The organism is Bradyrhizobium sp. LA6.8 (assembly GCF_040547935.1).
Classification (GTDB): Bacteria; Pseudomonadota; Alphaproteobacteria; order Rhizobiales; family Xanthobacteraceae; genus Bradyrhizobium; species Bradyrhizobium barranii.
Genome location: NZ_JBEPQQ010000001.1, coordinates 805,611 through 818,103 on the forward strand (window position 1 = coordinate 805,611; position 12,493 = coordinate 818,103).

Below are 12,493 nucleotides of genomic sequence, written 5' to 3' on the forward strand. Positions count from 1 at the left end.
GGTAAAACAACATGGCTGAGATGGATATGCCGGTCGCCGGCGCGCAAGCGTCGGCGGATAACAAGCAGATGGTCAATGCGATCATCGCATCGGTGCTCGGATGGGCGCTGGATCTGTTCGATTTGTTCATTTTGCTCTACGTGGCGCCGGTCGTCGGCGCGCTGTTCTTTCCGTCGAGCAACCCAGCGCTGTCGCTGGCTGCGGTCTACGGCTCGTTCGCCGTGACGCTCCTGATGCGGCCGCTGGGCTCGGCGGTGTTCGGGCATTATGCCGACGTGCACGGCCGCAAGCAGGCCATGCTGATCGCCATCATCGGCGTCGGCATCAGCACGGCGGCGTTCGGCCTGCTGCCGACCATCGCCCAGGTCGGCGTGATCGCGCCGATCCTCTTCCTGATCCTGCGTCTGGTGCAGGGCATCTTCGTCGGCGGCGTCGTGGCCTCCACGCACACCATCGGCACCGAGTCGGTACCGGCGCAATGGCGCGGCGCGATGTCGGGCCTGGTCGGCGGCGGTGGCGCCGGCATCGGTGCGCTGCTCGCGTCCTTCATCTTCCTGATCACGTCGTCGATCTTCCCCGGCGATGCCTTCGCGGTATGGGGCTGGCGCTTCATGTTCTTCTCGGGGCTGCTGAGCTCGCTGCTCGGCTGGTTCATCTTCCGCAACCTCGAGGAGTCGCCTTACTTCAAGGAGCTCAAGCGCCAGCAGGGTAACAAGCAGGCGAAGGTCTCGAAGGCGCCGGTCAGGGACGTGTTCTCCGGCGAATATCGCGGCGTGCTGCTGGTCAACCTTCTCATCACCTTCGGCGGTGGTGCCGGCTATTATCTGACCTCGGGTTATCTCCCGAGCTTCCTGAAAGTCATCAATGCGGTCCCGAACCAGACCTCGTCGTTGATCCTGATGGGCGCGAGCGTGTCGGCGTTCTTCTCGGCCGTGCTGGTTGGCGCGCTGAGCGATCGTATCGGCCGCAAGAAGACGTTCCTCATCATCGGCGTCCTGGCCGCGGTGCTGCTGCCGCTGTGCTATCTCAATCTCGCGGCGACGAAGGACACGACCCAAATCACGCTCTATGCGCTCGCCATCGCCTTCATCGGCAATGCCGGCTATGCGCCGGTGCTGATCTTCCTCAACGAGCGTTTTCCGACCGCGTTGCGCGCTAGCGGCACGGGTCTGTCGTGGAACATCGGCTTTGCGCTGGGCGGCATGATGCCGACCTTCGTCTCGCTGGTGAGCGGCAGCCCTGCGGAGATCCCGTTGTCGCTGGCCTACTTCGCAGTCGGCGTGTTCGTGATCTACCTGATTGGTGCGGTCGTGATCCCCGAGACCAAGGGTAACTTCCGCTGAGCCAAATCGGCGCGGCCGCATTCGTGGCCGCGCCGATCCATCGAATTGCGCGATGAGACGGGAATGGATGGGCTGCATTTCGACGACGTGATCGTCGGTGGCGGATCGGCGGGCTGCGTGCTCGCCAATCGGCTTTCCGCAGACGGAAGCCGCCGCGTGCTTCTGATCGAAGCCGGGATGGACACGCCGCCCGAGGCGACGCCGCCGGAAATCCTCGACAGCTATCCGATGACGCTGTTCTTCGGCGACAAATACATCTGGCCGGGCCTGTCAGCGGCCGCCGGCCGCAATGCCGAGGGCAAGCCGGTCGTTCGCGCCTACGAACAGGGGCGGGTGATGGGCGGCGGTTCCAGCATCAACGTGCAATCGGCCAATCGCGGCCTGCCGCGCGACTATGACGAGTGGCTCGATCTCGGCGCGCGGGGCTGGGGCTGGGCGGATGTGCTGCCGTACTTCCTCAAGCTCGAGACTGATCTGGATTTCGACGGCCCGCTGCACAGCAAGCACGGCCCGATCCCGATCCGCCGCATCGCGCGCGAGGCGATGCCGCCGTTTGGCAAGGCCGTGGGAGAGGCTTTGTCGGCAACCGGCCTGCCGTTCCGGAAAGACCAGAACGCCGAATTCGAGGACGGCATCTTTCCGCCGGCGTTTTCGAACCGTAACGACCGGCGCGTCTCGACCGCCGCCGGCTATCTCGACGCAGCAACGCGCGCGCGGCCGAACCTGACCATCTGGGCGGACAGCGAGGTCGAACAACTCCAGCTCGATGGCCGCCGCGCGACGGGCGTCGTGGTCGCGCGGGGCGGGCAGAAGCTCGCCGTCGCCGCCGGCCGCGTCATCCTCACCGCAGGCGCGCTGCAATCGCCGGCGATCCTGATGCGGGCGGGCATCGGCCCGGGTGCGGCGCTGCAAGCGCTCGGCATTGCCGTGGCGATCGATCTGCCGGGCGTCGGCAGCAATCTGCGCGATCATCCCGCGCTGACCTTCTGTCAATATTTGCCGCGGCGGTTGCGCTTGCCGCTTGCCCGGCGGCGTCCCAATTTCGCGGCGATGCGCTTCTCGTCCGAACATCCCGGCTGCGACGCCTCCGACATGTACATCACGGCCTCGGCGCGCGGCGGGTGGCATGCGCTGGGCACGCGGCTTGGTCTCTACTTTCTCTGGTGCAACCGGCCGTATTCGAGCGGCTCGCTCACGCTGGCGAGCAGCGACCCGAAAACCTATCCTGTTGTCGATTTCAACCTGCTGTCCGACCGACGCGATCTCGAACGGATGGTCGCGGCCGTCCGGCTGCTCGCGAAGCTTGTCGTTCATCCCGCGCTCAACCCGGAGGCGGGCGATTTCTTCCCGGCCTCCTTTTCTCCGCGTATCAAGCGGCTGAGCCGGTACGGCACCGGCAATCGCATCGTTGCGTCCATCCTCGGGCCGATGCTCGACATACCCGCGGGCCTCAGGGCGCTTCTGATCCGGCTCGTGCTACTCAACGGCACGGCCTTCCAAGCGACGCTTGCCGACGACCGTGCCCTCGAAGTTTTCGTACGGCAAAGCGTGTTCGGAGTCTGGCATCCAGTGGGGACATGCCGCGTGGGCGATCCCGCCGATCGGATGGCGGTGGTCGATCCCGGGGGCCGAGTGATCGGCAGTGAGAACATTTTTGTGGCGGATGCCTCGATCATGCCACGGCTGCCGACGGCCAATACCAACATCCCCGTGATCATGGCGGCCGAGAAGATCAGTGATGCCCTGCTGTCGCGAAATTAAGCTCTGTGCTGCGCCAGCGCGGAAACGCCCTCCTGCGTTAGGTATTCGAGATCCACGAGGTCACTCCATTGGATTGACTCCTGAACAGGAAGCTTCAATCAGTTAAAGGGCGGCGTGTGCATGACGTGTGCACCGGGAGATCGAGAAAAATCTTGCGCAGGCCAACGTGAGCAGGCGTTTTTGAAGCAGGCGGATTGGTCGCGGAAAGCGCAGCTTCTTTGCACTCACGCAGCTAACTGCGACCTATTCGATCAATGACGCGACGTCCTGGGATGAGACCAACTGGCTCTTAATCAGCGGGGCTCGGGTTCGAGCCTTTGCCGCGTCGGGCGCGAGCCCCCGCAGAGGCGCCAGGGCTCCAGAGACAAATCCTTTTGTCTTGCCGAAGCGCGTCGTCCTCTTGTTGCAAGACACCCGTCATCTTTGAAAAGACTATCTTGCCGCAAACGCCTAGCATACCCGGATCGTTGCCATCGTGACTGCGTGACATGAACACTCCCCGAGTTGAAAACCAGCGCGCCTCCACCAGCGTGCGATCGCCGATCATCGTCAATCAGCTTGGCCCGGACATTCGTGCGGCGCTGGTCGATCACTGGTCGCGCCCGCTGATCGTCGATCATCCCGCCGATCGCGCGCCCTGGGAGGTTGCTCCCGAAGCCGACGTGCTGCTGACGCGGCCGCTCGCCGGATGGCACAAGGCGCCTGCGGAGAAGCCGGCCGGCTGGCCGTTCGGGCTACGCTGGATCCAGACCGCTTCGACGGGAGTCGACTTCTTTCCGGCGTGGCTGCTCGACGGTCCCGTGGTCACGGTCGGCCGCGGCATCTCGGCCGATCCGATCGCGGAATATGTGCTTGCGGCGATCCTCGGTTTCGAGAAGCGTATCCATGACATCCGGCCGCGCAATCGTGAGCAATGGAAGATCTCCCCGCTGGGCTCGCTCAGCGGCAAGACGATCGGCATTGCGGGCTTCGGCGCGATCGGCCGCGCAGTCGCCGAGCGGGCCAAGCCGTTCGGTGTCAACATCAGGGTTCTCAGGCGCTCGGCCTGGCCATATGTCCTTCCGGGTATCCAGCCGGTTGATAGCATCGAGGAGCTAGTCGCGGTTTCCGATCATCTCGTCCTGGCTCTGCCGGCGACGACCAAGACCGCGCGTCTGATCAACGCCGATGTGCTGGCGCGGGCCAAGACGTCGCTGCACCTAATCAATGTCGCGCGTGGGCGGATCGTCGATCAGAGTGCGCTGTTGCAGGCGCTCGACGAGGGGCGGATTGCCGGCGCGACGCTCGACGTCACCGATCCCGAGCCGCCGCCGGAGGGCGATCCGATCTATCGCCATCCCAAGGTCGTCCTGACCCCGCATGTGTCATGGACGGGTGGCGAGGATGCGAAGCGGCTGGCAGATAAGACGCTGGTCAACCTCGACGCCTACGCGCATGGCGTGGCGCTGGCCGACGTCTTCGACAAGAATCTCGAATACTAAAAAAGGAAAGACAACAATGAACAAGGTCGTCGAGAAGCCCAAGAAGTACTCTCTGGTCGAGCGCACGCCGGCCGCGACGTTCGAGGAAGAGCGGCTGCACCGCAAACAGCGGCTTGCCGCAACATTCCGCCTGTTCTCGCGCTACGGCTTCGATCAGGGGCTCGCTGGCCATGTCACCGTGCGTGATCCGGAGTTCCCCGAGCGGTTCTGGATCAATCCGCTGTCCAAGCATTTCAGTCAGATCAAGGTCTCCGACCTTCAACTCGTCGACCATGACGGCAACATCCTGATCGGTGACAAGCCGATCAACCAGGCCGGCTTCGTGATTCACTCCGCAATCCACGCCGCGCATCCTGAGGTGATCGCGGCCGCGCACACCCATTCGACCTATGGCAAGGCCTGGTCGGCGCTCGGCCGCCTGCTCGATCCGCTGACGCAGGATTCCTGCGCCTTCTACGAGGATCACGTGCTGTTCGATCCGTTCTCCGGCGTCGTGCTGGAGGCGGAAGAGGGCCGCAAGATCGCGCAAGCGCTGGGATCGAAGAAGGCGGCTATCTTGCAGAACCACGGCCTGCTCACGGTCGGACCGACCATCGAGGCCGCCGCCTGGTGGTACATCGCCATGGACAATGCTGCGCGTGCCCAGCTGCTTGCGGAAGCCGCCGGAACGCCAAAGCCGATCCCGCACGAGATCGCCAGCCTGACCTCGCGGCAGGTTGGCACGCACAAGGGCGGTTATTTCAGCTTCCAGCCGTTGTGGGACTGGATCACCGAGGCGGAACCGGATCTATTCAATTAGGGATCGAGGCTTCCAAGCCGGGCCGATGACCGGCTAGCCGAATTGCGTCATGCTCTAACATCGTGAGATATAGCGGCAAGCGTCTTGTCACGCTTGTGTAGGCTGCCGCAGCAACGGTGAGGAGCAGGGCGACATGGTCAATGGTCTGCCAAGCGAAGTTGAAGTCATCACATTGTTCGTCGATGACATTGCGTCGTCGAAAGCGTTTTACGCCAAGGTTTTCGCGTCCGAGACGGTCTGGGAAGATGCGGTCTCATCCGTGCTCAGATTTTCTGGACTCCTGATCAACCTTCTCGACGCGACTCAGGCACCGCCGCTTGTCGAGCCGCTGCGTGTCGCGCAGTCCTCCGCAGGGGCGCGCGCACTCCTGACGATCAGGGTCGTCGACGTCGATCAGGTGTGCTCAGCCCTGCAGGAGATTGGCGTCGATCTGCTCAATGGCCCGATCGACCGTCCGTGGGGGCGAAGAACTGCGTCCTTTGCCGACCCCTCAGGCCATGTCTGGGAGATCGCGCAGCTGATTGAGCGGAAATAGCAGCCTGCTGCCGGCCCGCCGATCGCTACAGCGTCCCGCAGACTCGATTGACCAGTTCGATGAACCAGCGCAGCGCCGGATTGGCCATGGCGCGGCGCGTGTGGAGAAGGTCGATGGTGAATGGCTCCACATCGTAGGGAACCGGAACGACGGACACGCCGGCGGCTGTCGCGAAGCGGCGCGCGACGCGCTCGGCCATGGTTGCCACGAGATCGGTGCCGGCGACGGCAAACGGCACCGCGACGACATGGGCGAGCGTGATCGCGGTCCGGCGCTTGTGTCCGTGCCGGCTCAGCATCGTGTCGATTGCGCCGGGAAGCCCGTCGCCGCCGGCGGAGGAGAACAGCACATGCGGAAGCCGCATGTAATCGTCCTTGGTGAGACGGGCTTTCAGTGTGGCGCGTTTGGCGTCGCGAATGCAGACGAATCTCTCCGTGAAAAGCGTGGATCGGATGATGCGCGCGGAAGCGGGAAGATGGCCGCCTATCAGCGCGTCGACATCGCCGTGTTCCAGGCTCGCGACACTCGCGGCCGGATCAATGATGGGGCGCACTACGAGATCGATACCAGGCGCGTCCCGCCGCAACGCCTCGACCAGTCGCGGCACCACGACGAGGTCGCCATAGTCGGTCGCCGCAATAGACAGGCGATGGCGGGCTGTTGCCGGATTGAAGGCTGATGTGGGTTCGAGCACGCCCCTGATCTGGCCCAGAGCGTCGCTGATCGGCCGCGCCAGCGCCAGCGCCTTGGCCGTCGGCTGCATGCCGGAGGCCGAGCGCACGAAGAGCTCATCGCCAAACAGCGCACGCAGCCGCGTCAGCGTGCTGCTCATGGACGGTTGCGCCAGGCCGATGCGCTGGCCGGCGCGGGTCACATGGCGTTCCTCCATCAGCGCCTCGAAGGCGACCAGGAGGTTGAGGTCGACGGAAGCCAAATTCATTTGAACGATGATAGATATGGTAATAATCGATTTCAAGAATGATGCGGGGTGTGGTCTCTTGGCGGAGACGACATGATTGGGCGCGGCGTATGCGATCCTCACTCCTGCACTTCATCCCGCGCGGACCGACCTTGCTGGCGCTTGGCGTCCTGCTTGGATTGGTCTTTCCGGCTCTTGCGGACCTCGCTCGCCCCCTGATGCCAACCACGATCTTCCTGATCGTGCTGGGAACGCTGTTGCGGATCGACAGTCAGGCCGTCGTCGCAACGCTGCGACGGCCATCGCTTTCCGTGCTCTTGCCGGCCGTCGTCATGGTGGCCTGTCCACTCGTCATCGGTGTTGCCGGTCACGCCTTGAACCTTGGTCCGGAGATCGCGCTCGCGGCGGTGCTCGCCGTCTCGGCGCCGCCATCGAGCGGAACGGCAGCGGTGGCACGCATGCTCGGGCTCGACGGAGCGGTGCCGCTCGTGGTGACGGTGTTGTCCATGGTGCTGGCTCCGGTCACCGTGCCGCTTCTTGCAGGCTGGTTCGGCGGACTCGAGATCAGCGCGCTCGAGCTCGCGCTTCGTCTGGCGCTGTTGATCGGCGGCGCCGAAGGGGTGGCCTTCCTGGTCCGCCGGCATGCAGCCCCGGTGCTGGCGGCCCATGGCGGGATGGTCGACGGGATCATCGTCGCGGCGCTTCTCGTCTTTGCGGTGGCGACGATGGCTGACATTCGCGCGCAGATCGCGGCGGATGTGCAGGCCGCCACGCTCTGCCTCGGGCTCGCCTTTGCATGCAATATCGCCCTTCAAGCAGCCGGTGCCGTGCTGCTGCCGGGCAATTTGGGCCAGCGGCTGACTGTCGGGCTCATCCTCGGCAACCGCAATGTCGGCCTGGTCTGGTCGGCGCTGGGGGCTGCCGCCTCGCCACGCATGGCGCTATACTTCGCCGCGACGCAATTTCCGATCTACCTCCTGCCGCGCCTGATCGAGACATTGATCGGCCGGGACACTGGAAAGGCCAAGCCGTGACCACGCCCCGTCTTACCCGCGAACATGCCTCGCATTTTGCCAACATCGCGCTCGGCCATGTCGGGCGCGAATATCCCAATAACGTTGACCACGCGCTGGCTGAACCTGCGGATGCCCGCACGCCGAGCCAGCTGCATCCGATCTTCTACGGCAGTTATGACTGGCATTCCTGCGTCCACAGCTATTGGATGCTGGCGCGACTGCTGCGCAGGTTTCCCGACTTTGCGGCAGCCTCCGACATCCGCGCTCTCTTCGATACGCAATTCGTGCCCGAGAAGGTCGACGCCGAACGTGCTTACTTCGCCCGCCCGACTGCCCGCGGCTTCAAGCGGCCGTATGGCTGGGCCTGGCTCCTGAAGCTCGCGACTGAACTGGCGCTCCACCCTGACGATCGCTGGAGCCGCAATCTCGCGCCGCTGACCGAAATCATCGCGCAACGCTTTCGCGACTTCCTGCCGTTGGCGTTCTATCCCGTACGCGTCGGCACCCATTTCAATACGGCGTTTGGCCTGCGGATGGCGGCAGACTACGCCGGCATCAAAAAGGATGAAGCGCTTGCCAGGTTGCTGCACGAGACTGGCCAGCGCTGGTATGGTGAGGACACCGACTGTCCCGCCTGGGGTGAGCCGAGTGGCGACGACTTCCAGTCCTCGGCTCTTATCGAGGCCGAATGCATGCGGCGGCTGTTGCCCTCGGACGCGTTCCTGCCCTGGTTTGATCGGTTTCTGCCGCGGCTGGTCGAACGACGGCCGGCAACGCTGTTCAAGCCTGCGACGGTCACCGATCGCACCGACGGCAAGATCGCTCATCTCGACGGACTCAATCTCAGCCGCGCCTGGTGCTGGCGCTCTCTCGGCGACGCCTTGCCGGCAGGCGACCCCCGCCGCGTCGTTGCTCACGAAGCGGCGCGCGAGCATCTGGTCGCAGGCCTCCCCCATATCGCCGGTCACTACATGGGAGAGCACTGGCTCGCGAGCTTTGCCGTGCTTGCACTGGATGATGAGAACTGAGCGGGCAGGGGCCTTCCGCGGCTTATTCAATCTGCGGTCATGATCAACCGAAGGCGCGCGTGCGCATGTGTGCGATATCGTCGCCACCCGACGGGATCGACGCCAGCAGCGACCTCGTATAGGGCTGCTGAGGGTTGTCGACGATGTCGGCGACGGTCCCGTGTTCGACGATGCGTCCGCGATGCATCACGGAGACGGTGTGGGCGAGCTGACGCACCAGCGCCAGGTCATGAGACACGAACACGTAGGTCAGGCCCAGATTGGCCTGTAGCGAGAGCAGGACTTCGACGATGCCGGCCTGGACGCTGACGTCGAGCGCGGAGGTGGGTTCGTCAAGCACGATCACGTCGGGCTTGAGGACCAGCGACCGGGCGATGGCGACGCGCTGGCGCTGGCCACCTGACAGGGCCCCGGGCTTGCGGGAGAGCAGGTGCTCGCCAAGTCCGACATCGGCCAACGCTTCGCGGACGCGCTCATCCCGTTCCTTTCGCGTTCCGATCTTGAATCGATCGAGCGGCTCGTGTACGAGCCGCTCGATCGTCCAGGTCGGATCGAGCGAGGTGAATGGGTTCTGGTAGACCAATTGAAGGTGGCGCCACACCGTCCGCAGTGCCTCGGGCGAGCGGCCGGTGATTTGTTCGCCTGCGACTGAGATGCTCCCGGTGTCGGGTCCCTCCAGCCCAAGCAGCAACCGGACCGTCGTGGTCTTTCCCGAGCCCGATTCGCCGACCAGCGCGTGCGTGGTGCCAGCAGGGACGCTGAACGACAAATCGTCGACGGCCGTCAGCGCCTTGCCGTCGACTGTGAAGGTCTTCGTGACGGCGCTGACCTCGATCTTCGGTGCCTGGCCGGTCTTGAGGGAACGGAAGCCGGTGTCGCGCAGTGCGGCGTAACGGTCGGGGTTGAGGGCCGGGACATCCGCGCGCAGCCTCTTTGCGTAGGCCGACGCCGGCGAGGAGAAGACGGAAGCGGTCCGGCCAGCCTCCTGGATGACGCCGTCCTTGAGCACCACTAGCGCGTCCGCTCGCTCGGCGGCGATCGCAAGGTCGTGCGTGATGAGCAGCAGGCTGATCTTGAGGTCGTGCTGCAGCCGCGTGAGCAGGTCGAGGATCCGCTTCTGGATCGTGACGTCGAGCGCGGAGGTCGGCTCGTCCGCGACCAGCAGTGCCGGCCGTGGCAGGATCGCAAGGCCGATCAGCACGCGCTGGAGCATGCCGCCGGACAGCTGGTGCGGGTAGGAGTCGTAGACACGCAGGGGGTTGTCGAGCCCAACCTGGGCGAACGTCTCCAGGATGAGCTGCTTGCGGATCGCCTTGTCGGGCTCGTCGAGCAGCGCAGCCGCCTCCTGCGCCTGGGCACCGATCGTCCGCACCGAGTTGAGTGAGTTGGCGGGGTCCTGCGGGACGAACCCGATGGCTCGTCCCCGCAGCGGCCGGAAGCCGCGCTCGGAAATCCCCAGCACCTCCTGGCCGTCGAACGCGACGCGGCCGGTGGCGTGCCCGCCGCTGGGGAGTAGCCGCAGCACCGCGCGGGCGATCGTCGACTTGCCGGAGCCGGACTCCCCGATGAGGGCGAGGCTCTCGCCGCGGCCGAGTTCAAAGCTCACGTTGGTCACGACCTCGTGCGGCCCATAGGAGACCGACAGGCCGTCGACCCGGAGCTGCGGAATCGACCGCAGCGGCGTCGGCGCGACGCGCTCGGCGCGGGTGAACGTGGCGGTCAGTCTGTCTTGCGGAGCCATCGGCTGATCCTGTTTGCGGAGAGGACGGTCGCGATCGTGACGAAGGCGGGGGCGTACACCAGCCACGGCCATTTGAGGTAGTCCTTGCCGATCGAGATCAGCAGGCCCCAGTCGGAGGCGGGAGGCGGATCGCCGTAGCCGAGGAAAGCAAGGCTGGCGATCACCAGGATCGACAGGCCGAACTGCAGCACCGCGAGCGGGAGCACCGAGCGCGATGCATTCGGCAGCACGTGCCGCAACAGAATGTGCCAGCGCGAGCCGCCCATCAGGAACGATGCCTCGACGAAAACGGCCTGCCGGGTCTTGATCACTTCCGAGCGCATCACCCGCGCGAACACGGCGACCGCCGAGACGCCGGTCGCAACCGCAGCGTTCGTGGTGTCGAAACCGATCGCGGTGACGACGATGACCGCCAGCAGGAAGTTCGGGATCGCCAGCAGCACATCCACCAGGCGGGCGAGCACGATGTCCATCCAGCCGCCGAGGAAGCCGGCCAGGAGGCCGATGAGCCCGCCGGCAACCGCGGCGATGACGACCGCGATGAGCGCGCTCGTCACCGAGGAGGCCGTGCCATAGACGACCCGGGTATAGAGGTCGCGACCGAGGTGATCGGTGCCGAACCAATGCGCTGAGCTGGGGCCGAGCAGCTTGTCAGCGGGGACGCCGCTGGCGGGATCATGACTCGTGAACAAGCTCGGCGCGAGCGACCAGGCGATTACGATCGCGATGACCGCGAATGCGAGCGCGACGGTCGGCGGCACCCGAAGGGCTGTCAGCCGGCTGATCGCCGTGATGCGCGAGGCCGGCGAGACGGAGGCGACGGTCATGGCGCCACCGCCTGGGAAAGATTGGTGGAACTCTCGTCGGCGGTGGTCGGGCGGACCTTGCGACCGCCGATCAGCTTCACGCGCGGGTCCAGCAGCGGGTAGACGAGGTCGGCGATCAAATTGACGAGCACGAACACCACTGCCGCAAGCGAGACGACCGCTTGCAGGACAGGCAGGTCCTGCGTGCTCACCGAACGCTGCACCAGGCTGCCGATGCCGGTGCGTCCGAACACCGTCTCGGTGATCAGCGAACCGCCGAGCAGTTCGCCGATGGCGAGTGCGATGACGGTGATGACCGGGAGCGAAGACGGCTTGAGCAGGTGCTTGGCAAAGAGGCGCATCTGCCCGAGCCCACGGCTGCGCGCAACGGCGGCGTATTCCTGCTCGGACTCGTTGTCGAGGTTCGCGATCAGCACCTCGGTGATCCGTGCGGAGATGGGGATGCCGAGCGCGACCGCGGCGAAGAAGGTCGCCCAGAAGCTGTCCGGCGCGATTACGCGAAAGAACCCGAGCTGGAAGCCGAAAATGTGGATCAGCACCAGGCCGATCACGAAGTTCGGCACCGACAGGAACAACGATGGGAAGCCACGCAGCAAGCCCTGGCCGAATCGTTTCGGAAGGAACTGGGTGCCGTAGGCGATCGTAGCCGCCAGCAGCAGCGCGATGGCGAAAGCTGCAGACGCAAGGATCAGTGTCGAAGGGAGAACCTCGGCGATCAGGGTTGTCACAGGCCGGTTGGATCGCATCGACAGGCCGAGGTCGCCGGTCACGAAGTTGGACAAGGACGCCCAGAGCTGGATCGGAATCGGCCGGTCCAGGCCTTGAGCGGCGATGATCTCCTTGATCTGATCCTCGCTGAATCCATTCTGCGGGTCGCGCAGCACGTTGGTGATGGGGTCACCAGGCAAGATACTCACGACGACGAAGGTGAAGACGTAAGCCAGCAGGATAACGACGACGGCCTGGGCGAAGCGCTTCGCGGCATAGGACAGGTAGGCGCTTCTCATGCCGGTCGCCTCCTCACGCTGCTTGTTTGCACTGCG

General features: G+C 64.9%; 11 protein-coding genes. 7 read left to right on the plus strand and 4 right to left on the minus strand.

Annotated elements, in window-relative coordinates; translation table 11 throughout:
• Window positions 1–11 precede the first annotated feature (11 nt).
• The 5 genes from ABIA90_RS03385 (at window position 12) to ABIA90_RS03405 (ending at window position 5,919) form a co-directional block, all read left to right on the plus strand.
• A complete protein-coding gene (locus ABIA90_RS03385) occupies window positions 12–1,343 on the plus strand; it encodes an MFS transporter (protein WP_354117287.1) in 1,332 nt (443 codons plus the stop codon).
• A 63-nt stretch (window positions 1,344–1,406) separates the two neighbouring features.
• Window positions 1,407–3,104: a GMC family oxidoreductase gene (locus ABIA90_RS03390; RefSeq protein WP_354117288.1), complete on the plus strand. Its 1,698-nt coding sequence runs from the start codon at window positions 1,407–1,409 to the stop codon at window positions 3,102–3,104.
• Window positions 3,105–3,592: 488 nt separating this feature from the next.
• Entirely contained in the window at window positions 3,593–4,585 is a 993-nt protein-coding gene (locus tag ABIA90_RS03395; RefSeq protein ID WP_354117289.1) for an NAD(P)-dependent oxidoreductase, read from the plus strand.
• Window positions 4,586–4,601: 16 nt separating this feature from the next.
• The gene (locus tag ABIA90_RS03400; RefSeq protein ID WP_085404180.1) at window positions 4,602–5,384 is read left to right on the plus strand and encodes a class II aldolase/adducin family protein; all 783 of its coding nucleotides are present in this window, start codon (window positions 4,602–4,604) and stop codon (window positions 5,382–5,384) included.
• Window positions 5,385–5,517: 133 nt separating this feature from the next.
• Window positions 5,518–5,919, plus strand: a complete 402-nt coding sequence (locus ABIA90_RS03405; protein ID WP_354117290.1) for a VOC family protein — start codon at window positions 5,518–5,520, stop codon at window positions 5,917–5,919.
• Between the two features lie 25 nt (window positions 5,920–5,944).
• On the opposite strand, the gene ABIA90_RS03410 is transcribed toward ABIA90_RS03405, so the two are convergent.
• Window positions 5,945–6,859 (minus strand): LysR family transcriptional regulator, encoded by a 915-nt coding sequence (locus tag ABIA90_RS03410; protein WP_354117291.1) that lies wholly within the window; start codon window positions 6,857–6,859, stop codon window positions 5,945–5,947.
• 89 nt (window positions 6,860–6,948) lie between these two features.
• On the opposite strand from ABIA90_RS03410, the gene ABIA90_RS03415 reads away from it, so the two are divergent.
• Both ABIA90_RS03415 and ABIA90_RS03420 read left to right on the plus strand, forming a co-directional pair.
• A complete protein-coding gene (locus ABIA90_RS03415) occupies window positions 6,949–7,872 on the plus strand; it encodes a hypothetical protein (protein WP_354117292.1) in 924 nt (307 codons plus the stop codon).
• Window positions 7,869–8,882, plus strand: coding sequence for a DUF2891 domain-containing protein (locus ABIA90_RS03420; protein WP_354117293.1), 1,014 nt, complete (start codon window positions 7,869–7,871; stop codon window positions 8,880–8,882). The genes ABIA90_RS03415 and ABIA90_RS03420 overlap by 4 nt, the downstream gene beginning before the upstream one ends.
• A gap of 43 nt (window positions 8,883–8,925) precedes the next feature.
• On the opposite strand, the gene ABIA90_RS03425 is transcribed toward ABIA90_RS03420, so the two are convergent.
• From ABIA90_RS03425 to ABIA90_RS03435, 3 genes are read right to left on the minus strand one after another with little or no spacing between them, the layout of a single operon-like run.
• Window positions 8,926–10,623, minus strand: coding sequence for an ABC transporter ATP-binding protein (locus ABIA90_RS03425; RefSeq protein WP_354117294.1), 1,698 nt, complete (start codon window positions 10,621–10,623; stop codon window positions 8,926–8,928).
• Window positions 10,602–11,450 carry an ABC transporter permease gene (locus ABIA90_RS03430; RefSeq protein ID WP_354117295.1) on the minus strand — a complete coding sequence of 283 codons (849 nt, stop codon included), beginning with the start codon at window positions 11,448–11,450 and terminating at the stop codon, window positions 10,602–10,604. The genes ABIA90_RS03425 and ABIA90_RS03430 overlap by 22 nt, the downstream gene beginning before the upstream one ends.
• A complete protein-coding gene (locus ABIA90_RS03435; RefSeq protein WP_354117296.1) occupies window positions 11,447–12,457 on the minus strand; it encodes an ABC transporter permease in 1,011 nt (336 codons plus the stop codon). The genes ABIA90_RS03430 and ABIA90_RS03435 overlap by 4 nt, the downstream gene beginning before the upstream one ends.
• Window positions 12,458–12,493 lie beyond the last annotated feature (36 nt).